The organism is Chelonobacter oris (genome assembly GCF_000772535.1).
Classification (GTDB): domain Bacteria; phylum Pseudomonadota; class Gammaproteobacteria; order Enterobacterales; family Pasteurellaceae; genus Chelonobacter; species Chelonobacter oris.
The window spans coordinates 132,400-154,808 of the sequence record NZ_JSUM01000010.1 but is presented as its reverse complement, the minus strand read 5'-3'; the positions used below and the strand labels follow the sequence as shown (position 1 = coordinate 154,808).

Annotated in this window: 27 protein-coding genes and 2 tRNA genes; 16 read left to right on the top strand and 13 right to left on the bottom strand. The window is 47.9% G+C overall.

The window, feature by feature from the left end:
- Positions 1-14 precede the first annotated feature (14 nt).
- The 4 genes from OA57_RS12245 to OA57_RS06355 all read left to right on the top strand — a co-directional run bounded on the left by OA57_RS12245 (position 15) and on the right by OA57_RS06355 (position 2,434).
- Positions 15-458: a helix-turn-helix transcriptional regulator gene (locus OA57_RS12245; RefSeq protein ID WP_052122404.1), complete on the top strand. Its 444-nt coding sequence runs from the start codon at positions 15-17 to the stop codon at positions 456-458.
- A 29-nt stretch (positions 459-487) separates the two neighbouring features.
- Positions 488-643 carry a hypothetical protein gene (locus OA57_RS12695; protein WP_161788336.1) on the top strand — a complete coding sequence of 52 codons (156 nt, stop codon included), beginning with the start codon at positions 488-490 and terminating at the stop codon, positions 641-643.
- Between the two features lie 63 nt (positions 644-706).
- A complete protein-coding gene (locus tag OA57_RS06360; protein WP_034615048.1) occupies positions 707-1,153 on the top strand; it encodes a GNAT family N-acetyltransferase in 447 nt (148 codons plus the stop codon).
- A gap of 24 nt (positions 1,154-1,177) precedes the next feature.
- Positions 1,178-2,434: a DUF2254 domain-containing protein gene (locus OA57_RS06355; protein WP_034615045.1), complete on the top strand. Its 1,257-nt coding sequence runs from the start codon at positions 1,178-1,180 to the stop codon at positions 2,432-2,434.
- Here OA57_RS06355 and tusA read toward each other — a convergent pair.
- The gene (gene tusA, locus OA57_RS06350) at positions 2,420-2,686 is read right to left on the bottom strand and encodes a sulfurtransferase TusA (RefSeq protein ID WP_034615043.1); all 267 of its coding nucleotides are present in this window, start codon (positions 2,684-2,686) and stop codon (positions 2,420-2,422) included. The genes OA57_RS06355 and tusA overlap by 15 nt on opposite strands.
- A gap of 68 nt (positions 2,687-2,754) precedes the next feature.
- Between tusA and pepQ the strand changes: the two genes are divergently transcribed.
- From pepQ to hemG, 4 genes are read left to right on the top strand one after another with little or no spacing between them, the layout of a single operon-like run.
- Entirely contained in the window at positions 2,755-4,098 is a 1,344-nt protein-coding gene (pepQ, locus tag OA57_RS06345) for a Xaa-Pro dipeptidase (RefSeq protein ID WP_034615041.1), read from the top strand.
- Between the two features lie 4 nt (positions 4,099-4,102).
- On the top strand, positions 4,103-4,711 hold the full coding sequence (locus OA57_RS06340) for a YigZ family protein (protein ID WP_034615038.1): 609 nt from the start codon (positions 4,103-4,105) through the stop codon (positions 4,709-4,711).
- A 9-nt stretch (positions 4,712-4,720) separates the two neighbouring features.
- Positions 4,721-6,184: a TrkH family potassium uptake protein gene (locus tag OA57_RS06335; protein WP_034615036.1), complete on the top strand. Its 1,464-nt coding sequence runs from the start codon at positions 4,721-4,723 to the stop codon at positions 6,182-6,184.
- A gap of 25 nt (positions 6,185-6,209) precedes the next feature.
- The gene (hemG, locus tag OA57_RS06330; protein ID WP_034615394.1) at positions 6,210-6,740 is read left to right on the top strand and encodes a menaquinone-dependent protoporphyrinogen IX dehydrogenase; all 531 of its coding nucleotides are present in this window, start codon (positions 6,210-6,212) and stop codon (positions 6,738-6,740) included.
- Between the two features lie 4 nt (positions 6,741-6,744).
- Here hemG and OA57_RS06325 read toward each other — a convergent pair whose 3' ends face one another.
- Positions 6,745-7,251: an HPP family protein gene (locus tag OA57_RS06325; RefSeq protein ID WP_034615033.1), complete on the bottom strand. Its 507-nt coding sequence runs from the start codon at positions 7,249-7,251 to the stop codon at positions 6,745-6,747.
- A gap of 100 nt (positions 7,252-7,351) precedes the next feature.
- On the opposite strand from OA57_RS06325, the gene OA57_RS06320 reads away from it, so the two are divergent.
- A complete protein-coding gene (locus OA57_RS06320; RefSeq protein ID WP_034615030.1) occupies positions 7,352-7,900 on the top strand; it encodes a TetR/AcrR family transcriptional regulator in 549 nt (182 codons plus the stop codon).
- A gap of 73 nt (positions 7,901-7,973) precedes the next feature.
- On the opposite strand, the gene nrdG is transcribed toward OA57_RS06320, so the two are convergent.
- The 10 genes from nrdG to trmB form a co-directional block, all read right to left on the bottom strand.
- A complete protein-coding gene (gene nrdG / locus OA57_RS06315) occupies positions 7,974-8,441 on the bottom strand; it encodes an anaerobic ribonucleoside-triphosphate reductase-activating protein (protein ID WP_034615027.1) in 468 nt (155 codons plus the stop codon).
- A 10-nt stretch (positions 8,442-8,451) separates the two neighbouring features.
- The gene (gene nrdD / locus OA57_RS06310; protein ID WP_034615024.1) at positions 8,452-10,575 is read right to left on the bottom strand and encodes an anaerobic ribonucleoside-triphosphate reductase; all 2,124 of its coding nucleotides are present in this window, start codon (positions 10,573-10,575) and stop codon (positions 8,452-8,454) included.
- A gap of 179 nt (positions 10,576-10,754) precedes the next feature.
- A complete protein-coding gene (yggU, locus tag OA57_RS06305; RefSeq protein WP_034615021.1) occupies positions 10,755-11,042 on the bottom strand; it encodes a DUF167 family protein YggU in 288 nt (95 codons plus the stop codon).
- Positions 11,042-11,593, bottom strand: a complete 552-nt coding sequence (locus tag OA57_RS06300; RefSeq protein WP_034615018.1) for a YggT family protein — start codon at positions 11,591-11,593, stop codon at positions 11,042-11,044. The genes yggU and OA57_RS06300 overlap by 1 nt, the downstream gene beginning before the upstream one ends.
- Before the next feature lie 86 nt (positions 11,594-11,679).
- Entirely contained in the window at positions 11,680-12,420 is a 741-nt protein-coding gene (locus OA57_RS06295; protein ID WP_034615014.1) for a peptidase, read from the bottom strand.
- Between the two features lie 16 nt (positions 12,421-12,436).
- Positions 12,437-13,267 carry a transglutaminase family protein gene (locus OA57_RS06290; RefSeq protein WP_034615012.1) on the bottom strand — a complete coding sequence of 277 codons (831 nt, stop codon included), beginning with the start codon at positions 13,265-13,267 and terminating at the stop codon, positions 12,437-12,439.
- Positions 13,264-13,869, bottom strand: a complete 606-nt coding sequence (locus OA57_RS06285) for an alpha-E domain-containing protein (RefSeq protein WP_034615010.1) — start codon at positions 13,867-13,869, stop codon at positions 13,264-13,266. Before OA57_RS06285 ends, OA57_RS06290 begins: the two co-directional genes overlap by 4 nt.
- Positions 13,870-13,905: 36 nt before the next feature.
- The gene (locus OA57_RS06280) at positions 13,906-15,339 is read right to left on the bottom strand and encodes a circularly permuted type 2 ATP-grasp protein (protein ID WP_034615008.1); all 1,434 of its coding nucleotides are present in this window, start codon (positions 15,337-15,339) and stop codon (positions 13,906-13,908) included.
- A gap of 215 nt (positions 15,340-15,554) precedes the next feature.
- Positions 15,555-15,890, bottom strand: coding sequence for a YggL family protein (locus OA57_RS06275; protein WP_034615006.1), 336 nt, complete (start codon positions 15,888-15,890; stop codon positions 15,555-15,557).
- Positions 15,891-15,912: 22 nt separating this feature from the next.
- Positions 15,913-16,674 (bottom strand): tRNA (guanosine(46)-N7)-methyltransferase TrmB, encoded by a 762-nt coding sequence (trmB, locus tag OA57_RS06270; RefSeq protein ID WP_034615004.1) that lies wholly within the window; start codon positions 16,672-16,674, stop codon positions 15,913-15,915.
- Positions 16,675-16,915: 241 nt separating this feature from the next.
- On the opposite strand from trmB, the gene OA57_RS06265 reads away from it, so the two are divergent.
- From OA57_RS06265 to OA57_RS06240, 6 genes are all read left to right on the top strand, one after another.
- On the top strand, positions 16,916-18,001 hold the full coding sequence (locus tag OA57_RS06265; protein ID WP_034615002.1) for a hypothetical protein: 1,086 nt from the start codon (positions 16,916-16,918) through the stop codon (positions 17,999-18,001).
- Between the two features lie 91 nt (positions 18,002-18,092).
- Positions 18,093-19,238: an A/G-specific adenine glycosylase gene (mutY, locus tag OA57_RS06260; protein WP_052122403.1), complete on the top strand. Its 1,146-nt coding sequence runs from the start codon at positions 18,093-18,095 to the stop codon at positions 19,236-19,238.
- A gap of 27 nt (positions 19,239-19,265) precedes the next feature.
- Positions 19,266-19,538, top strand: coding sequence for an oxidative damage protection protein (locus OA57_RS06255; protein ID WP_034615000.1), 273 nt, complete (start codon positions 19,266-19,268; stop codon positions 19,536-19,538).
- Between the two features lie 28 nt (positions 19,539-19,566).
- Positions 19,567-20,652: a membrane-bound lytic murein transglycosylase MltC gene (gene mltC / locus OA57_RS06250; protein WP_034614999.1), complete on the top strand. Its 1,086-nt coding sequence runs from the start codon at positions 19,567-19,569 to the stop codon at positions 20,650-20,652.
- A gap of 132 nt (positions 20,653-20,784) precedes the next feature.
- Positions 20,785-20,860, top strand: a tRNA-Phe gene (locus tag OA57_RS06245).
- Between the two features lie 4 nt (positions 20,861-20,864).
- Positions 20,865-20,940: transfer RNA gene (locus tag OA57_RS06240), tRNA-Asn, on the top strand.
- A 197-nt stretch (positions 20,941-21,137) separates the two neighbouring features.
- On the opposite strand, the gene OA57_RS06235 is transcribed toward OA57_RS06240, so the two are convergent.
- Entirely contained in the window at positions 21,138-21,737 is a 600-nt protein-coding gene (locus OA57_RS06235) for a YajG family lipoprotein (protein ID WP_034614997.1), read from the bottom strand.
- A gap of 124 nt (positions 21,738-21,861) precedes the next feature.
- Here OA57_RS06235 and OA57_RS06230 point away from each other — a divergent pair, with 124 nt between their 5' ends.
- Entirely contained in the window at positions 21,862-22,170 is a 309-nt protein-coding gene (locus OA57_RS06230) for a BolA family protein (RefSeq protein ID WP_034614994.1), read from the top strand.
- The last annotated feature ends 239 nt before the right edge of the window (positions 22,171-22,409 follow it).

Below are 22,409 nucleotides of genomic sequence, written 5' to 3'. Positions count from 1 at the left end.
ACGAGGCGATTCAAATGCCAAAAAGCGAACGTTTGTTTACGTTACTCCAAATACCCGACAACTTATCGCAGCAATTGGAAAGCAGTGCGCTGTTTATTGACGCCGGCAGCAATCCGCCGCCATTTTTGGACGATGTGTTCATTAAATTACGCCATGCGCTTCGCCAACAACTGAAAGTCAAACTCACTTACCGCAATCAGCAACAACAATGTTCGCAACGGATTATTTATCCGTTTGCCATCGGTTTTTTCGAACAGACACAGCTGGCGGCGGCATGGTGCGAACTACGACAAACATTCCGATATTTCAGACCGGATCAGATTATCGCCATTGAATTGTGTGATGAACATTATCAGCCTGACCGCACTTTGCTGTTTGCAGCGTTGGTGAGCCGAAAACGGGGTTTGTCAGCACCGTTAAACACTGCTGACAGAAATCGTCATGATTTGCGGTTATAGTAAAACCTCAATTAACCAAGGAGGCCACAATGCGACCGCTCACTTTTTATATCCATGCTGCTAAGGTGATTGAGCCGAACCCGACTTTTAGCGCTTATATTCAGCGCCATCAGGCAAGGGAAAGCTATGCCAAGGCAACGAAAATAGATGACGGGCTACTTGCAAAAATGGCGACTAACGGCTAAATTCAAGGGATTACGGTTTGAAAGTGCGGTTAAAACCGCACTTTTATCATTTGAGGAGCAAGTATGATTATCGCACGCTGGACAAACTCGCTGCAGGATCCGGTTTATCTGGACGGATTGCAAATCCGCAAAACGGTTTTTGTTGAAGAGCAAGGGTTTTCAATGGAAATTGAAATAGATGAATTTGAAGACAAATGCGAATATCTTACGCTGTACTCGGCGCAGAATCAGCCGTTGGCAACCGCACGGATTTATCCCTATGCCGGCGGCGTGTATAAATTGCAACGCATTGCGGTGCTGAAATCACAACGCGGTAAAAAACTGGGCGAACGGTTGATGACGGAAATGGAACGGCGTGCCGCCGCATACGGCGCAACGGATCTGATTCTCGGCGCACAGGATTCAGCGATTCCGTTCTATCAAAAGTGCGGTTATCGGGTATATGGCGAGGGTTACGACGAAGAAGGCGTGTCGCACCATAATATGCAGAAAACGCTGGTTTTAACATGAAATAGGGGACATGGCGAGTAGGATATGAATTTGAAGAATAAATGGTTTACGTTATTACTGTGGTTGAAAAAGCCGAGTAATACACTGTGGTTGACACCGGTCGGCGGGGCACTGTTTGCCACGCTTTTCGTCTTTCTGGCGGCATCAACCCATGACTTTTTGCCGGACAAATTTATCGTATCGGTTAGCGCGGAAACGCTTGATGCCTTGTTGAGTATTATTGCTTCCAGTATGTTGGCGGTCAGTACTTTTTCATTGTCAATCATGGTTTCCGCATTCGCTTCCGCCTCGAATAATGCCACGCCGCGTGCGACCGAACTGGTGATGGGGGACGACAACACCCGTGTGGCAATCGCCAGTTTTATATCCGCTTTTGTTTACGCCGTGATTGCCAAGGTTGCATTGGGCGTCGGTTATTATCAAGCGTCGGGGCGTTTCATTCTGTTTCTCGGTACATTGTGTGTTTTGGTCTATTTAATTTATATTTTGATTCGCTGGGTGAAAACGTTATCGCAGTTGGGACGGCTGAATAATACCTTGAGCAAAATTGAACAAGCGACGGCAAAAACATTAATCGCCTACCGCACTTCGCCGTTTATGGGGGCGGGCGCGATTGAAAAAGCGAGATTTGAATATGCGATACGGGCGACAAGCAGCGGTTATTTGACACATATCAATATGCCGCAATTACAAGAGACCGCACTTGCGCAAGCGTGTTATTTAGAAATCGTCGTCAGACCCGGTGATTTAATCTACAGCGGCATGACGCTGGCTTACAGTGATAAAGCGCCGGCATCATCAGACAGTATTGATTGTGCTTTTGTGCTGGAAGACAGCCGCAGTTATGCGCAAGATCCCAAATTCGGCATGGTAGTTTTGAGTGAAGTGGCGCAACGGGCTTTATCGCCGGCCGTCAATGACCCAGGCACGGCGATTAAAGTATTAACTATTTTGATGCGCCTGCTGTTGGACGCCAAAGCCGATAAAAATGCATCGCAGCAGATAAAATATGACCGCCTTTCGATTGTCAATCTAAATGAACGGGATTTGGTTGATCATGCATTTGCACCGATTGCGAGAGACGGTGCCGCCGCCTTGGAAATTCAAATTCATTTGCAGAAAATTTTACACATCATCTCGAAACAAGCACCGGAAGCGGCAATAAAACAGGCGGCTTGCCGGCAGGCGGAGTCGGGCTTGCAGTATGCCGAGCAGGGGCTGGTACTGGAACAGGCGCGAACGCAATTACAAAAGCTTCATCGGAGATTATTTGAGCGCTGATGATTTGCCTTTTTTCACCCAATAACGATACGGGGCTTCATTCGCTTCACTATGTAGCAGGGTGTGATCCATAAATTGGCAAAAACTCGGAATATCGCGCGTGGTGGCGGGGTCATCAGCGAGCACTAACACCACTTCGCCGTCTTGCATACGGCGAATGGCTTTACGCACCAGCATCACAGGCTCGGGGCAGCGCAGCCCCAGTGTGTCCAATGTTTGGGTAACGGTTTGATTAATGTCTGTTTCGATCATAAATAGTTGCTTATTTCTCTTGGTTAAACGCTATAATAGCGCAGATTAGGGTATTTTAGGAGTGTTTGATGTCGAATTCGGAACAGCGGCTTTTTCAACAACATTTAAACGGTTTGCAGCAACTGGTGCAGGATATTTTGCAAACCAACGGTTTGGACGGTATTTGGATTCATGCCGGAGAAGTGCAATACCATTTCCTTGACGATCAGCCGAAATCATTTAAAATCAATCCGTTATTCAACTATTTTGTCCCACATACCCAAGCCTGCGGCAGTTGGCTGTATCTTGACGGTGTGAACAAACCGCACTTGTATTTTTATCAGCCCAATGATTACTGGTATCTGCACGAACCTGTGCCGCAATCCTTCTGGACAGAGGCATTCCAGTGGACGATTTTAAAACACGCCGATGAAATCAAATCGTCGCTTTACAAGCAGAGTGTCGATTTAAACCGCACTTTGTATTTGGGAGATGCGGTACAATTGGCGCAAAGTCTGGGATTTACGCATATTAACCTGCAAAAAGCCTTAAATTATCTGCATTATCAACGCAGTATTAAAACCGAATATGAAGTGCATTGCTTGCAACAAGCGCAATTTGCCGCATTATGCGGACATCGGGCGGCAAAAAATGCTTTTTTTGACGGCAAATCGGAATTTGAGATTAATCTGGCGTATTTGCAAGCCAGTGAACAATCGGATTTAAACGTGCCTTACGGCAATATTGTCGCAATCAATCAACACAGCGCCGTTTTGCACTATGCGCAATTACAGCGCAAATCTCCCGCAAAGCGTAACAGTTTTTTATTGGATGCCGGCGCAAGTTATTTGGGTTATGCCTCCGATATCACTCGCAGCTACAGCTTTGATCCGAATGATGAATTCGCCGAATTGGTTCAGCGCATGGAACGGCAGAAATTGGCGCTGATCGATCAAATGCAGCCGGGTTATCATTACTTGAGTTACCATACCATGATGCAGCAGTCTATTGCCGAGATGCTGCATGAGTTTGATTTGGTGCGTTTATCGGCGGAGCAGATTTTTGAAGAAGGCATCAACCGCACTTTCTTTCCGCACGGGCTGGGGCATTTGCTGGGATTACAAGTGCATGATGTCGCGGGTTTCCAGCAAAATCGTCGCGGCACACATAAAGCACCGCCGGAGGCTTACCCAAGTTTGCGTTGTACCCGAAATCTGGAACCGAATATGGTGTTGACGGTTGAACCGGGATTGTATTTTATTCCGCTATTGCTCAATCCGTGGCGGGATCATCCGCTTGGCGCCCGTTTTAATTGGCAAAAGATTGACTGTTTCACGGCTTATGGCGGCATTCGCAGCGAAGACAATATTGTGATTACCGCCGACGGGGCGGAAAATCTAACGCAGAAGGCGCAGACCGCACTTAACGGATAGTAAAATGCGTTATTTGATACCGGCGGAAGCCACAGAATTCAGCGAAGAGATTAAAAAAAGCCGTTTTATCACTTACTTGCAAGCTACACAAGGCATTGAGCAGGCGAGGGCTTTTTGGCAACAGGTGAAACGGCGGCACCCGACCGCACGCCATCACTGTTGGGCGGCTGTGGCGGGGCGGCCGAACGACTCGCAGCAATTGGGTTTCTCCGATGACGGTGAGCCGCCGGGTACGGCAGGCAAACCAATGCTGAACAGCCTGCTCGGCAGCGGTATCGGCGAGATAAGTGCGGTGGTCGTGCGTTATTACGGCGGCATTCAGCTCGGCACCGGCGGTTTGGTGCGGGCATACGGTAACGGCGTACAACAGGCGCTGAAGCAATTGGCGACAAAAGAAAAAATTGAACGGCAGGACTTCGCTTTGCACTGTAAGTATGAACAACTGAATCTGGTACAACAATTAATCAGACAGTACGATATTGAAATCCGATCGCAGCAGTTTGATCAGACGATCGTACTGCAACTGGGCATCAGTGAAGAGCAGCTGACGGCATTCCGTCGGTTACTGAACGATCGCAGCGGCGGCAGTTTACAATTAACGGAATTACGATAAGAGAAAAACGTGCATATAAAATCGATTATTCGCATTGTCGGCATTCTGGTGATGTGCTTCTCACTCACCATGTTGGCGCCGGCGCTGATTGCATTGCTTTACGGTGACGGCGGCGGGCGCGCCTTCATCGAGACTTTTTTGATGACATTACTGATCGGCGCCGCACTTTGGTGGGCGACCCACACGCACAAAAACGAATTGCGATCGCGTGAAGGATTTTTGATCGTCGTCTTGTTCTGGGTCGTATTGGGCAGTGTCGGGGCATTGCCGTTTTTACTGTTCGAACATCCGCAACTGAATGTTGCCAATGCCTTTTTCGAATCGTTTTCGGGATTGACCACCACCGGCGCAACGGTGATTGTCGGGCTCGACAGCTTGCCGAAAGCAATTTTGTTTTATCGGCAAATGCTGCAATGGCTTGGCGGCATGGGGATCATCGTATTGGCGATAGCGATTATTCCGCTGTTGGGAATCGGCGGTATGCAGCTTTACCGTGCCGAAATGCCCGGCCCGCTGAAGGAGCAGAAAATGCGCCCGCGCATTGCGGAAACAGCCAAAGCGTTATGGGTCATCTATTCTACGCTAACCCTGTTGTGTGCGTTTGCCTACTGGCTGGCGGGAATGGATCTGTTCGATGCGGTAAGCCACAGTTTTTCCACCATTTCTATCGGCGGATTTTCCACCCATGATGCCAGTATGGGCTATTTCGACAGTACCGCAATTAACCTTATTGCCGCCGTATTCCTGTTTATTTCCGGTTGTAACTTTGCCTTGCATTTTTCCGCCTATTTTGAATTGGGCAGAAGTAATATTTTCAAACTCTACTTCACCGATCCGGAATTCAAGGCCTTTTTGTTTATCCAAATTGCGCTAGTGGCGATTTGTACCGTCAGTTTAATCGGTTATAGCCATTTTGCCGACAGCAGCGAAGCGCTGGAACACGCCTTGTTCCAATCGGTATCCATTTCGACCACTGCCGGTTTTACCACGTCCTCATTCGATAGTTGGCCGTCTTTCCTGCCGATGCTGTTATTGATGACATCATTTATCGGCGGTTGTGCCGGATCGACCGGCGGCGGTTTGAAAGTGATTCGGGTGTTGCTGCTGCTGGTGCAGGGGAAACGGGAAATGAACAGACTGGTGCATCCGAATATCGTGCAGCCGATCAAACTGGGCGATCGGGTTTTATCGGAGCGGATTATTCAGGGAATCTGGGCGTTCTTTTCCGCTTATCTGTTGGTTTTTATCCTGTGTTTACTGGCGGTGATCGCTTGTGGTGTCGACAGTTTTGATGCGTTTAATGCCGTGGTTGCCTGTTTGAATAATCTGGGGCCGGGCTTAGGCAGTATCAGCAGTAACTTTGTTGCCATTCCCGACAGTGCCAAATGGATTCTTACCTTTGCAATGGTGTGCGGGCGTTTGGAAGTGTTCACGTTGCTGGTGTTGTTCACTCCGGCATTTTGGAAAAGTTAACATAATGAAAGATAAAGACAACAGAATGAAAACATTGATTATTTATTCAAGCACCGACGGTCAAACCCATAAAATTGCCGAGGCGATAGCGACGGCGATACAAACAAACATGCAAAGTGCGGTTGTGGCGCTGTTGCCGCTGGCTCAGGCAGAATCGCAGGATTTGGCGCAATACGACAAGATTATGATCGGCGCCTCAATCCGTTACGGGCATTTTAATAAAGCGCTTGAGCCGTATATTAACCGCCATGCTGATTTGTTGAACAGCAAAATGACAGCATTTTACGCAGTGAATCTAACGGCACGCAAAGCAGATAAAAATACACCGCAAACCAACGTTTATACCCGTAAGTTTTTGCAGCGGATCCAGTGGCGGCCGACCCAAAGTGCGGTTTTCGCCGGTGCGTTGCGTTATCCGCGTTACGGTTTTTTCGACCGCTTTATGATTCGGCTGATTATGAAAATCACCGATGGTGAAACCAATACTACCAAAGAGATTGAATACACCGATTGGCAAAAAGTTGCGGCATTTGCGCAGGCGTTTGTGGAGTCCTAGGCTATTACCAATAAAGCGGATAACGCTTGCCTTTTCCCCAATTATTATAGAATAAGGCGACTATCACGAGAATGGTCGCACCGATTAAGGTGGGCGTAAACAGGAAAGACCAATTTGCCGCGCCCAACATCACGATTAACGGATTAGAGCCGGCAGGCGGGTGGGGAACGCGCAATAACAGCATTAAGGCAATGGCTGTGCCGACGCCGAGCGCCATACTCCACCAATGTACCCCACACAATGTCATTATCGCTAATCCGGTCAATGAAGCGATAAAGTGCCCGCCGATAACGTTTCTTGGTTGGGAAAACGGGCTGCTTGGGTAAGCAAAAACCAACAGACAGCTTGCGCCGAATGAGCCGAGAACCAACGGCAGGCGGCTGATTTCACTGCCGGCGGCAAACGCAGCGGTAGCCAAGACCCCCCCCAACCATGCAGTAAGAATTATATGCAACGGCAGTCTAGCCGGTCGAGGTTCATTTGCCTGTAACCAATGTGTGAGTATTTTCATTTCATGTTTCCTCATAATTATTCATAAAATATACCGAACGGTATACTTATTGTTAGTGTATACTGTTCGGTATACTTAGGCAAATAAAAATGGTGGCGCGATGAGTAAACGGCAAAAATTAATTGAATCGGCTTGTCGGTTGTTTTATCAACAGGGGTTTCATGCCTGTGGCGTTGAGCAACTTGCACAGCAGGCAGGGATCACCAAACGTACTTTATACAGTTATTTCAGCAGCAAAGAAGATTTAATTGTGACTACACTAACTTATCGTCATCAGCAATTTATGACACAAATGCAAGCAGTATTGGCGGATTACAGCGTGCAAGAAACGATTGAGGGGTATTTATTTTTTCTACGGCAATGGATCTTGTCGGAAAATTTTTACGGCTGTATGTTTATTAACGCCTGTGCGGAATATGCGGCTGCACAGACTCCGGCACATCGGCAAGCGACGGAACATAAGCAAGCCGTGCAGGCGGTTTTATTGGCAAGATTACAGCAAGCCGGTTTTAAACAGGCGGAAAGTATTGCCGAGTTGTTGTTTATCAGTGGCGAGGGCGTAATTGTTTCCGCCCAAACGTTAGGAAAAGAGGCTGTTGAACAATGGCTCGAACGGCTTCAGCAAAATTTAAACTATTTGGCTAAGTGATTAATATTTTTTCTGTACTGATTTTTTCAGGTTTCCTGATGAACTGTCTGAACGGGTGTGACATTATAGTCGTTCATACCCTCAAACGATAAATCACCTGATTACTGGAACCTCGCCAAACCAATTTCGGATCGGCGAGCCGTTGTTCGAATTTGCCGTCGATTAACACGTCGATATAAGCTAAAAACGCTTGCTGTTCGGCATTCAGCTCTTGCAGGCGATAGCCCGTCCATAGCCAAATATCTTTGTCGGGGCATTCCCGTTTTATCCGTTGTACCAGTGGCAAAAGGGCGGTCAGATTTTTCGGGTGCAGCGGGTCGCCGCCGCTCAGGCTCAGGCCTTGTCGCTTGATCCGAGAGTCTTTTAAATCCGCTAAAATCCGCTCTTCCATCGCTTGATCAAACGGCACGCCGGAACAGAACGACCAGCTTTTCTGGTTATAGCAGCCCTTGCATTGGTGCTCGCAACCCGCCACGAATAGGGTGCAGCGCGTGCCTTCACCGTTGACGACATCGACCGGATAATATTGCAAATAATTCATAACCGCACTTTTATAAATGTTTCACCCGACGTTTCACTTCTTCCTGTTTGCCGCTATTGAACGGACGGGCATCGGGGCTGCCCAAATAGCCGCACACCCTGCGCGTTACCGATACCGAGCTGCTGTCGTGATTGCCGCATGACGGACAGGTGAAGCCTTTGCTGGTGCAGTCGAATTCGCCCTTATAGCCGCAGCCGTAACATTCGTCAATCGGCGTGTTGGTGCCGTAATACGGAACCCGTTCATAACTGTAATTCCATACGTCTTCTAATGCTTTTAGATTGTGCTGCAAGTTCGGATATTCACCGTAGCAGATAAAGCCGCCGTTGGCGATCGGCGGATAGGCCATTTCAAAATCCAGTTTGTCGTACGGATTGACTTTCTTTTCCACGTCCAGATGGAAACTGTTGGTGTAGTAACCTTTATCGGTAACACCGTCAATAATGCCGAACGTTTTGCTGTCGAGGCGGCAGAAACGGTCGCACAGGTTTTCGCTGGGGGTGGAATACAGGCTAAAGGCGTAACCGGTTTCCTGTTTCCAAGCTTCAACCGCACTTCGCAAATAATGAACGAGATCCAGCCCTTTTTGGCGCAAGGCTTGCTGATCGTAAATATGCGTGCCGAACAGGGCGTTGATGGTTTCATGAATACCGATATAGCCGAGTGAAATGGAGGCTCTGCCGTTTTTGAAAATATCGGCGACACAATCGTTTTCTTTTAAGCGTACGCCGCAAGCCCCTTCCATATACAGAATCGGTGCAACACGGGCTTTAGTCTGTTGCAGGCGGGCGATACGGGTCATCAGTGCTTTTTTGGCAATCGCCAAGCGCTGATCCAAAATTTGATAAAACCGCACTTCATCGCTTTTGGCTTCTAAAGCAATACGCGGCAGATTTAAACTGACCACCCCCAGATTATTGCGTCCTTCGTGAATTTCCTGTTGATTTTGTTCATATTTGCCCAAGAAGCTACGACAGCCCATCGGCGCTTTGAACGAGCCGGTCACTTTGACCACTTGCTCATAATTCAGAATATCCGGATACATACGCTGGGTTGCGCATTCCAACGCCAGTTGTTTGATGTCGTAATTGGGATCGGTTGCCTCTAGATTCAGCCCTTTTTTCAGGGTGAACACCAGCTTCGGAAAGATCGCCGTTTTATGATTTCTGCCCAAACCGCGAATCCGATTTTGTAGAATCGCTTGTTGAATCAGGCGCGCTTGCCAGTCGGTGCCGAGTCCGAAACCGAAGGTCACAAACGGGGTTTGTCCGTTGGCGGTATGTAGGGTGTTGACTTCGTATTCCAACGATTGAAAAGCATCGAAGCACTCTTTTTCCAACCGCTCTTTGGCGTAGTCCTGTACATCGGCAATCTGCCATTTTTCGGCGATTGCCAAATGTTTTTCGTAACTTTTCTGCACATAAGGCGCCAGGACTTCATCAATCCGGTTAATTGTGGTGCCGCCGTAAATATGGCTGGCAACCTGAGCGATAATTTGTGCGGTCACGGCGGTGGCGGTGGTGATCGATTTCGGCGTTTCGATTTCGGCATTGCCCATTTTAAAGCCTTGTTCCAACATGCCTTGCAGATCGACCAGCATACAGTTGAACATCGGGAAGAACGGGGCATAATCCAGATCGTGATAATGAATCTCGCCCTTTTCATGTGCCGCAACCACATCGACAGGCAATAAATAGCGCTTGGCGTAGTGTTTGGCGACAATGCCGGCGAGCAGATCGCGCTGGGTCGGAATCACTTTGGCGTCTTTGTTGGCGTTTTCATTCAGGATTTCCAGATTGCTCTGCTCAATCAAGCCTTCAATTTCTTGTGTAAGCTGGCTGCGTTTCTCACGCGCCAAATCACGGTCGTGGCGGTATTCGATATAGGCTCTGGCAATTTGTGGATATGGGCTTTTCATCAGCTGCTCTTCGACCATTGTTTGAATATGGGCAATATCGATTTGCTGCTGATGATGGGCGAAAATGTTACCGCAGACATCCGCCGCACACTGCATGAGAAATTGTTCGTTGTTAATCCCTGTTGCCGCCGCCGCTTTGCGAATGGCCTGTAAAATGCGTTCTGCAACAAACGGTACGCTGGCGCCGTCACGCTTGATCACCTGTAATCCTGACATACATATCCCTTATCTTGTGGTGTTTAAATTTGAAAGCACTATATATAGATATTTTTTAATTAAAAAGCACTATATCTTGAAAACTTGATCTGCGTCAAATAAAAATAATTCTCAAGAAATAAGCGCTTGATTTTGCTTGAAGATAAGATTAGCGGGCAAAGTGCGGTTAGGCTGTTTGATTACAGCAGGTTTTTTATCACCTCAGGAATCGTTTTCGGGGCGGGGATAAAGAGCTGTTTATGGCGGCTGAGTTCGCCTTTTTCCAGTACGATGCTGGTTTTAGCGACGTTGAACTGTTTGCCGAGAAATTTTAGTAGATGTGCGTTTGCCTGTCCGTCGATGGGCGGCGCAGTGACGGTAATTTTCAGTTCTTCACCGTGCAGGCCGACAATGCGGTCTTTGCCGGCTTTGGGTTGCAGCAGAATTTTCAGCCGCAACCCGTTTTCCGTCCGTTCAAGTGCGGTCATTATGCCAGCAGCCACAGTGCGCCGAACAGATTAGCAAGCAGGTTGTTGGCGAAGATTAAGATAAACGCCAACAGCATGACCGAAAAATCAATCATGCCGGTATTCGGCAAAATACGGCGAAGCGGCGCTAACAGCGGTTCGGTAATACGGTATAACTGATATTCCAATGGGTGGTTGCCTTGTGAAAACCAGCTCATCACCGCCCGAATCAGAATCGCCCAAAAAATGATTTCACCGAACGCTTTGACCACCGCCAATACGCCGATCAAGGCAAATTGCCCTAAGTTTTGTGTGGCGGAAAGGCTGCCTATCAGTAACGGATATTTCAGCATGTTGATTGCCGCCGCCAGAACCAGAGCGGCAAAGTCAATATTTTTTCGAGTCGGAATGATTTTGCGTAACGGCGCCAACACCGGTTGTGTCAGTTTGACGACCGCTTGTGATAACGGGTTATAAAAATCGACCCGACAATATTGGAACCAAGCGCGCAATACCAAAATAAACGTATAAAGCCCGACAGCGGTCTGTAGCAAAAATTGTAATGTACTCATGATGATCCTTGAAAGATTAAAAGTGCGGTATAAACCGCACTTTAATAAATATGGGCTGATTTGGCAAATTCAATCCGCACGTTAAATCAAGCGCGGTAGTCTGCCGGCGGCAAATCGAATCGGTGTAAAATATCAATCAACCCGTTTGACCAGGTTGAACGAATCGTTTGCAGATATTGGTTGTGTTCGTCCAATCGAATCCCTTTCGGCATCGCTAGTGAGTCCGTTTGGTAAACCAATAGATCAATCGGAAATCCGACGGAAAGATTCGAGCGTATGGTGGAGTCGAAAGAGACCAACGAGGCGCGGATAGCATCGTCGAGACTGCTGTCGTGTTTAATGGCGCGATCCAGAATCGGCTTACCGTATTTACTTTCACCGATTTGCAGGAACGGGGTGTCGGCGGTGGTGTGGATACAGTTGCCTTCATTGTAGATCATATAGACTTCGGGAGGTTGCTGCTGAATTTGCCCGCCGACCAGAAAGGTACTGCCGAATCCCGGCTGGTTCTGCTGCATTGCCGTAATCTGGCTTTGACGGGCGATACTGCTGGCATATTCGCCAAGATAATGGGCAATGTCGTACAGACTGCCGAGATTGTATAGATTTCTCTCCGCATCGTGCTGAATATCATATTCCAGCCGATTGATGACCGCTTGCGATGTCGCCAGATTGCCGGCGGTCATGATGCAGATAAACCGTTCCCCTTCAATGCCGTAGGAAAACATTTTCTTGAAAGTTGAAATATGATCCACACCGGCATTGGTGCGGGTGTCGCTGGTGAAAACGATGCCTTCTTGTAAGCAGATAGCGGCGCAGTATGTCATGGGCTTTTCCCGTTGATCAGCAAGTGCGGTTGTCGGTTTTGGCACGCTGTTGCTGTTGTTCATTCATGATACGAACGGCGTAATTCATTTTTTCCACACCGCCGCCAATGCGTACGCCCCGAATCGGTGCGGTGTCATTATAGTCTAAACCCACCGCAATTTGTACATGTTGTGATGGTGAAAACAGCAGATTGCTGACATCAAAAATATACCATTTTCCGTCTAGGCAGGCTTCTGCCCAAGCGTGGCTGGCGGAGTGTTCCGCACTGTCCGAATGCAGGTAGCCGGAGACATAGCGTGCGGCGATACCGAAATAGCGGGCGCAGGCCAGAAAAAGATGGGTATGATCCTGACAAACGCCGCTACCCAGTGAGAAGGCGTCTTGCGCCGAAGAGGCGACATGGGTGATGCCGGGAATATATTTTACCCGTTCAAGCAGTGCCTGACTGAAGTCAATCAAACGGTTACGCCGATTTAGCCCGTTTGCGCCGTCAAAAAACGGGGCGGCGAACTCAATCATTGGTTCGGAACATTCGGTCAGTGCCGTTTTGCGCAGAAATAAACCAAGCGGAAGTCGATCGTCCGAAATCGCTTTGATGGCGATATTGATCTCAACCTCACCTTCCGCCGTGATTTGTAGTTGTCGGTGCGGCGAATGCAGATTGACCAAGGTGCAGAAATTACCGAAACCGTCATAACTTTCGCTGCCGAAAGCGGGCAGTGTCAGTGTCCAGTTCAAGACTTGCTGGCGCTGCATGCTTAACGGCGTCATACGCAGCATCTGGATACTGCTGCGTGTCATGGCATCATAGTTGTAAACCGTTTTATGGTGAATAATCACTTTCATATTCCGACCTCAAAAATGTGATCCAGCTGTGCTACCCATTGTGGAAAAAGGGATTTGTCCATGGTAAACACCATCGCCTGCGCCGGTTGTTTCAAATTGTCCCATGCGGTACCGAGCGGAAGTGCGGTCGCCAACGAGGCGACATTGCTGAAGTGTCGGGCGCGGCAGTCACCGAAACGAATGTGTTCGTCCAGTTTTTCGACGGCCTCGCCCAGTTTCCAGAAAATTTTTACCCAGCCGTCCTGTGCGTTCATCGCCTGACGGCAGGCGTACAGCTCAAAACAGGCGGCGCGCAGGCTGCCGTTTTGTCGCAGGCGCGTGACGTCGGTAAACAGCTGATAGGCATCTTTATCGATTACGCCGCGGATAGTTTGTACATTGTTATTAATCATTTCAAAATAGTGCGGCAGCAGCAGCTCTAGTACGAATGCCTCCGGTTGATCGGGGTAATCGGTCGGCGGCGTGATTCCCAACAAAGCCAGATATTGGCGCACCTCGATATCTTTGTGAATAAACAGGCGTGCCTGAATTTTCATGGCGCGCTGCATATAACGGCCGAGCCAGAAAAGATCGTTGGCGGTGGATAGCAGTAATATGTTCATAAATCGTCCTAACGTTGTTGAGTAAAACCGGTTGCGTTATTCGGCGGAAACCGCACTTTGCATCACCCAAGTGTCTTTTACCCCGCCGCCTTGTGAGGAGTTGACCACCAGCGAGCCTTTACGCAGGGCAACACGGGTCAAGCCGCCGGCGGACAACCGCACTTTCTTCGGGGAGGAGAGTACGAACGGACGCAGATCGATATGCCGTGGTGCAATGCCTTCTTCAACACAAGTCGGGCAGGTGGAGAGTGCCAATGTCGGTTGGGCGATAAAACCGGTCGGATCGGCAATAATCCGTTTTTTGTATTCGCTGATTTCCGTTCGGCTCGCTTTGGGACCGATAAGCATACCGTAGCCGCCGGAACCCTGAGTTTCCTTGACGACCAACTGATCCAGATGCGACAGGACATAGGACAGATCCTCTTTTTCACGGCACATCCAAGTCGGCACATTGTGCAGAATCGGTTTTTCGCCGAGATAAAACTCAATCATCTTACCGACATAGGGATAAACGGATTTATCATCGCCGACCCCGGTGCCGGGCGCATTGGCAATCATCACATTGCCGCTGCGATAGGCCGACATCAAGCCGGCAACCCCTAAAACGGAGGACGGATTCATCACCAGCGGATCCAGAAAGTCATCATCAAGCCGACGATAAATCACATCAACCGGGCTGGTGCCCAACACCGTGCGCATAAAGACGTTATTGTTTTCGACATACAAATCATAACCGTGCACCAGCGGTACGCCCATTTCGTGCGCCAAAAAGGTGTGTTCGTAGTAAGCACTGTTGTAGCGCCCCGGCGTTAAGACGACAATTGACGGATTCTCTTTGCCGCTGGCTTCGATCAAACTCTGTTTCAACATTTGCGGATAGGTATTTACCGGCAGGATTCGGCTGTGTTCCAATTGCGGTTTCAGCAGCTGCTCGCTGATATGGCGGCTTTCAATCATATAGGAAACACCGGACGGGGTGCGCAAGTTGTCTTCCAGCACATAGTATTGCCCGTCCTGATTGCGCACCAGATCGATACCGCTGATATGGGCATAGATTTGGGTAGGTAAATCAATATTTAGCATCCATGGCTGGTAGCAAGCGTTTTGCAGAATTTGCTCTTCGGCAATAATGCCGGCGCGGAGAATGTCCTGCTGATGATAAATATCGTGTAAAAAAGCATTCAAGGCGCGAATGCGCTGTGAACAACCTTGTTCCAACAGCTGCCATTCTTGCTGTTGAATAATACGCGGAATGATATCAAACGGAATGACCCGTTCGGTATTGCTGGATTCGCTGTAAACCGTAAACGTCACGCCTTTACGGTAGAATATGTTCAGCGCCTGCTCGTTTAGGGCATGTAACTGATGCGGTGTTTGCCGCTCCAGCCATTGTCCGATAGCATGGTAAGTTTCACGGATCTGTTGATCGGCGCAATACATTTCGTCATAGAATGAAGGGATATCGTTCATTATTGTTATCACTCCTTATGGTCGAATTTCTTTCCATAATCGGTATTATGGAAGGAGATTTCAGAGAAACAACAATTAAGAGAGAATAAATTAATAAAACTGGAATTTAATTAAAATTTATTCAATAAATATTGAATTATATTAAATTTTTTCAAAAATTATTGGATTTTGGTTGATCGGCAACCAAACGGTTGCCGAGGGAGGTGCAGAAGAAATTAAACCGGATAGTCCCACCAGATATCGAATAGTTCGCTGGTTTCGATTTGTTGCAGTTTATTGTCGTTCAGCCAGTTTTGGACTAAAGTGCGGTGCGAGTCATCGCAGTTGCCGACTTTTTCCAAGCAAACCAAGCCTTCCCAATGCAGGTAGCCGCTGCCTTCGTAGGCTAATCCGTGCGGTTTGATCACTTCATCGATAAAACGATCCAGGGTTGCGTCGATTTCTTCGACCGAGGTGTTATCGGCGAATTGCCAACGGACAACAAAGCCCAGCTCTTGGAATTCGTTGAGGTGCATTTTTTTGCGCTGTCTGCGATTACGCTGAATAGCCATACTGTTTTCCTTTTTGGTTGTGTCACGATTGATAAATAAAGTATAAATCCCAAACGCCATGCCCGAGCCGCTGCCCGCGTTGTTCGAATTTGGTTGGCGGACGAAAATCCGGACGCGGGATATAATCGTTTGTCGGCGATTGGTTTTGTAAACGTCCGTTGTTTTGCAGGGTTTCCAACATATGTTCGGCGTAATTCTGCCAGTCGGTCGCCATATGGATAAAACCACCGCACTTCAGCTTTTGTTGAATCAGACGAATAAATTCGGGCTGTACGATACGGCGTTTGTGATGCTTGCTTTTTTGCCACGGATCGGGAAAGAACAATTGCAATCCGCCTAAGCTTTGTTTGGCAATGCTGTCGCGTAAAATTTCTATCGCATCATGGCAGATGACCCGTAGGTTGCTCACGTTTTCCTGCACCGCCAGCGCAACACAGGCGCCGACACCGGGCGTATGCACTTCAATCCCCAGATAATTGCGATCGGGATTGTTTTTCGCCATCTCGACCAGCGACGTTCCCATGCCGAAGCCGATTTCCAGAATAACGGGGTTTTCGTTGCCGTAAATCGCTGCAAAATCAAACGGCGTGTTTTGGTATTCCAACCCGTAATCCGCCCAATGGCGGTTCATGGCATTTTTCTGGTATTCGCTCAAACGGCCGGTACGCAGCACAAAGCTGCGGACTTTGCGCAGATAACGCCCGTCTTCGGTAAATTCTGCCGTTTCCACCGTTTTGCGTTTGCGGTCGGCAAAGGTCGCTTTCGGTTGTGTAAATTCTGACATGCTCACTGATGAAAAGTTCTGTTTTTGTTCAATAGGCGCATTATGCAAATATCCGCAGGGATTACAACTGTTTTTCGAATTTGTTTCGTTATGTGTTGTGATAGCGGTTGAATTTCTTACTCAAGGCGGACAAAAATTGACGGAGTGTTTGCTAAAATGCGCCAACTAAACGGCACAGGCGGGATTTACGGTGCCTGTTTAAGAAATTTTAACGTTTAAAACGCATTAAGGATATAACAAAATGAGAAATAACGGCTATACAAAAACCGCACTTGCTGTGTTGCTGTCCGCTTTTTTGGCGGCTTGTGGCGGTGGCAGCGGCGGCGGTTCGTCAAATTCCGATTCAAAACCGATTGCAAATAATCTGGTTGCTGTGCCGAATGGCGAAGTGTCAAATAGTAACAAAGTCGATGAAAGTGCGGTTGCTGCACTTAAGGAAAAAGAAGCGCGCCAAAAAGCGGAAGAAGAGAGAAAAACGAGATTGGCTGAAAAAGAAAAAGCCGATAAAGAAGACGCAAATAAAGAGCAAGCTCCGACTGGGGTACAACAAGATGATGCGGTTGCCGTTCCGCCTAAAGAAGAGAGCGCTGCGTCGGCAGAACCTGAAAATCCGCCGACGGCTGAAGCGGTGCGGGAAACGGTTTATGAAGGCAAATCAATTTCTCTCGACGGCTCAAAAGCAGATTGGAATGGAAAAGCCGTTAACTATACTGTTGTAAAGGAAGGCGATCAATTCAAGGCAATGCCGAATAAAGACAGCATTCGGATCGGCGATACCAAATTGGAATTGATTGATGCCAAACAGGCCGATTTAGGTTATTACGGTTATGTGTCCACATTTACGCCGGATAGCGGCATTGTGGGGGAAGGCAGCGGTCAAAAACGGACAGTTGATTTGCTCTATGCTTATGACGGCAATAAAAAAGAGAACGAAGCGCCGAAGTTGGACGGCTATAGCGGCACGGTGACCTATCAAGGGGATTTCTGGTATGTGACGAATGGTGCCGATAATGCAGATAAAGCGAATATTGAATTAAATTACAATCCGACGGCAAAAACATTGGGCGGCAATATCAGAGAAACCCAAAAAGGGATTGATTTTGATCTGAAACTGGCAGGGGAGTTGGGCGGAGACTTTATAATGGAAGTCAATCCGGCAAAAAGCAGCCATACATCCGATCGCGTGAGTGAGAAAGGCGCATTAAACGGTCAGTTTCTGGACGGCGGCAAATATATTGTCGGTGATGCGCAGTCCGGTGATGCAGGAAGGCAATGGAGCGCCGTTTTTGCCACACAAGAAACCAAGCGTGTGCCTAAGCAAGATTAATCCGTTTAGGCGTATATCGTCATAGCTTTCCGACCGCACTTGCTGTAAAGTGCGGTTTTTTGTTATTTACAATAGGAACAGCGCACGTTATATGTTAGCCCAATCTTCAATCGATGCCCCTTTTGCCCGCACGGTGCTTGAATGGTATCGGCAATACGGCCGCAAGGATTTGCCGTGGCAGCAAAATAAAACCCTGTATCGGGTTTGGCTGTCGGAGGTGATGCTGCAACAAACGCAGGTGGCAACGGTCATTCCCTATTTCAAGCGCTTTGTCGCAACGTTTCCCGATGTGGTCAGCCTGGCTGATGCGCCGATGGATGAAGTGCTGCACTTATGGACGGGCTTGGGGTATTATGCCCGTGCGCGAAATTTGCACAAGGCCGCACAAATCGTGCGGGACGATTATCACGGGGAGTTTCCGACCGATTTCGAACAGGTTTGGCGCTTGCCCGGTATCGGGCGCAGCACGGCAGGTGCGGTGTTGTCGTCCTGTCTGAATGCCCCTTATCCGATTTTGGACGGCAATGTGAAACGGGTGCTGGCGCGTTATTTTGCGCTGGACGGCTGGGCGGGCGACAAAAAAGTCAGCGATCAATTGTGGCAATACAGCGAACAGGTAACCCCGACGGCACAGGTTGCCGATTTTAATCAGGCAATGATGGATTTGGGCGCGATGGTCTGCACCCGTTCAAAACCGAAGTGCGGTTTGTGCCCGTTGCAAGCGGATTGTATTGCCGATCAACAGCAAAACTGGCAGGCTTATCCGGCTAAGAAACCGAAAAAAGCGCTGCCGGAAAAGCAGGCTTATTTTTTGATCTTGCGGCAGGGCAATACCGTTTTATTACAACGGCGTCCGGCACAGGGCTTGTGGGGCGGACTGTATTGTTTTCCGCAATTTGATACGAAAACCGCGCTTTTGGCCTATTTGCATCAGCAGAATATTCAGGCGTATCAGGAAGGGGTGATGTTTCGCCATACATTCAGCCATTTTCATTTGGATATTGTGCCGATTTATGCACAAAAAGCCGAAAATGGGCGGCAAAAGTGCGGTCAGAAGCACGATTTCAGCAGTAAAATCGCAGAAATTCAGCCGGAATATCGGGCGGAGATACCCGAAAGCGAGAATTATTGGTATAATTTTCAATCACCGCCAAAAATCGGTTTGGCGACACCGATGAAAAATTTATTATTACAATTACAGGCAATGCAACCAAAACAGGATTCGCCTGTCGAATAAATAATCTTATGTAAAAAGGACTAGCAAATGGCACGAACAGTTTATTGTGAATATTTGAAACAGGAAGCCGACGGGCTGGATTTTCAGCTGTATCCGGGGGAGCTGGGCAAACGGATTTTCGATTCGATCAGCAAGCAGGCCTGGGGTGAATGGATGAAAAAACAGACTATGCTGGTGAACGAGAAAAAACTGAATATGATGAATGGCGAGCACCGCAGCTTGTTGGAGCGGGAGATGGTGAATTTCCTGTTTGAAGGCAAGGACGTTCATATCGAAGGTTATGTCCCGCCGAGCCAATAGTGTTAAGCCAGTCATTAGGATTTATCATATGAAAAAGTACTTGCTCCTGTTGTTACTTCCCTTGTTGTATGCCTGCGGTTCATCGCAGAAAAGCGCCGGAATCGATTACGACGATGCCTTTGCCAAAGATTTGCGCGGGCTGGACATTCTGACCGGTCAGTTCTCGCATAATATCGATCGCAAGTGGGGCGTGAATGAATTATTGGTTGCCAGCCGTAAGGATTATGTCAAATATACCGATCAATACAACACACGCAGCCACATCAGCTTTGATGAAGGACGGATTACCATTGAAACTCAGGGCATGGATGCTTACCGGTTGAAAAAGTCGATTGTACACACCCTGATGATGGGGTCGGACGCCAACGGTATTGATTTATTTGCCGACGGCGATGCGCCGATCAGCTCTCGCCCGTTCTTGGCGGGGCAGGTGGTTGACCATAGGGGGGCAAGCATTAATAATCTGGACAGTGCCAATGCCTTTGCCAATCATTTATTACAAACCGGCTTGCAGACACGCCGTTTGAGCAACGGTCAGTTGGTCGAATATGTCACGATTCCGATGATAGCCAACCATATCAATGTACGGGCGCAGAAATATGTGCCGTTCGTGCGTCGTGCCGCCCGCCATTACAATATTGACGAAAGCCTGATTTTGGCGATTATGCAGACCGAATCCAGTTTTAACCCGTATGCCATCAGTTACGCCAACGCCATCGGTTTGATGCAGGTTGTGCCGCATACCGCCGGACGGGATATTTTCCAGATTATGAAAAAAGTGCCGGGACAACCGAGCAAAGAATATTTGTTTGATCCGCACAAAAATATTGATGCCGGTGTGGCTTATCTTTCTCTGCTGCAAAATAACTACTTGGCAGGGATTACCGATCCGTCTTCCAAGCGTTATGCCATGATTTCCGCCTACAACAGCGGTGCGGGCGCAGTGCTGCGTGTCTTTGATCAGGATAAAACCATGGCGGTAGAAAAAATTAACCGCTTGCTGCCTGAGCAGGTATACCGCACTTTGACGACCAGACACCCGTCCGCACAGGCGCGTAATTATCTGGTGAAAGTGGATTCGGCGCAAAAGAAATATCGGGTTCGAGCCAATTAATAAACAGATTGCGGATTAAAAATAAACGCTTTGCACATAAAGCACGCAAACAAGCGAAGTGGAGCAAGTTTTTTGAAAATAGGTGTTGACTTGAAAGCGAAAAAAACGTTTAATACGCACCACTGATGAGTTGCCTCGATAGCTCAGTCGGTAGAGCAGGGGATTGAAAATCCCCGTGTCGGTGGTTCGATTCCGCCTCGAGGCACCACTTTTCCTCCTTAGTTCAGTCGGTAGAACGGCGGACTGTTAATCCGTATGTCGCTGGTTCAAGTCCAGCAGGAGGAGCCATTATTCGTGACCCGTTGAAGGAAACTTCAGCGGGTTTTTTTATGCTTACCGTGTAGAATAAAGATAAAAAACCGCACTTGCTGTTTGAAATAGTATTCGGCAGATAAAAATCTGCACCTTAGTCGGTTGGGGATTTCGCCAACGTTTACGGTGCAGATCAACATCAAAAAGCGCTTCGGTACGGAACGGCAGCCTCGTTAATTGCTGAGCCCCAACAAAGCATTGCTGATTTCGTTGTCGTTGTAGAATTTGGTGACCACATCCTGAAACGATTTATCCAGAACTTTGCGGATACCGTCATTATCTACGCCAAATACGCCCTCTTGGGAATTGGTGGCGCCGAAGCTTTTCGAGAATGTTCCTTTTGCGCCTTGCACTTCAACCACCATGTTGACTTTACTGTCGATTTTATATTTCAGATTGCCTTCTGCAACTTGTGCACCGAAATCGGTGATTCGGACAACGACATTGCTGTTTGAATTTGCACCGCCGGCAATGCGGAAGCCTTTGCTGTTCAAGCCTTGCTGCACCACTTGTTGAAACAGTTGCGCAACTTCCGGGCTGGCGCTCAGGTGCTGCATACTGCCACGGGAGCTGTAGCTGGCGATGGTCGTGCTGCTGCGTTGATCTTGGGTTACGACGTTAACCGCAACGCGCTGGTTTGCGGTATTGAATTGTGCCGCAGGTGCCGGCGGGGTGAAAGTCAGCGTATTGTTTTGTGTTTGGCAGCCTGCCAGCAATACCGCACTTCCCAGTAATAAGGCGGAAGAAAGTGTTTTTAATGAATGTTGTTTCATTGTCTCTCCTTAACTATCCAGTTTAAAATGTCTGTCGTTGATTATTGTTGCAAACTAAAGCAATAAAGTATAGCGTTAGACCGCAAAATCGTTATTTTATTCAAATTCTACGTGTGGGAGTTTTATGGATCAACAGCAAATCAGTGCGCTTTTGCAACAAGCGTTGCAACCGAGTTATATTGAGGTTTTGAATGAGAGTCATATGCACAGCTCGGGCAAAGGGGCGAATTCGCATTTTAAAGTGATTATTGTGGCTGAAGCGTTTAATGCCTTGCGAGCCGTTGCCCGTCATCAAAAAGTCTATCAAATTCTGCAACAAGGGTTTGAACAAGGGATTCATGCATTGGCGATTCATGCTTATACCGAACAAGAATGGGCGAAAAAACAACGGCAGGTTATTACGTCACCAAATTGTATGGGACACGGTGATTAACTCTTTATAGGTAAAATTGTAACAATTTAGCTACAAACCATGATAAAAATGTGATCAGATCAAAAAAAGTCGTGGTTAAAGTGGAATTCCAGGCGCTTAATTGGTTACAATAAGCCGTTTTTATTATCAAAAAATTAACTATCAAAAATATTGTCCGGTGAGGAGGATTGTTCCGACGAACAGTGGGATTATTTTTGATATTTTACAGAATTTGAGTTTTAAATTTTATGTTTGAGTGG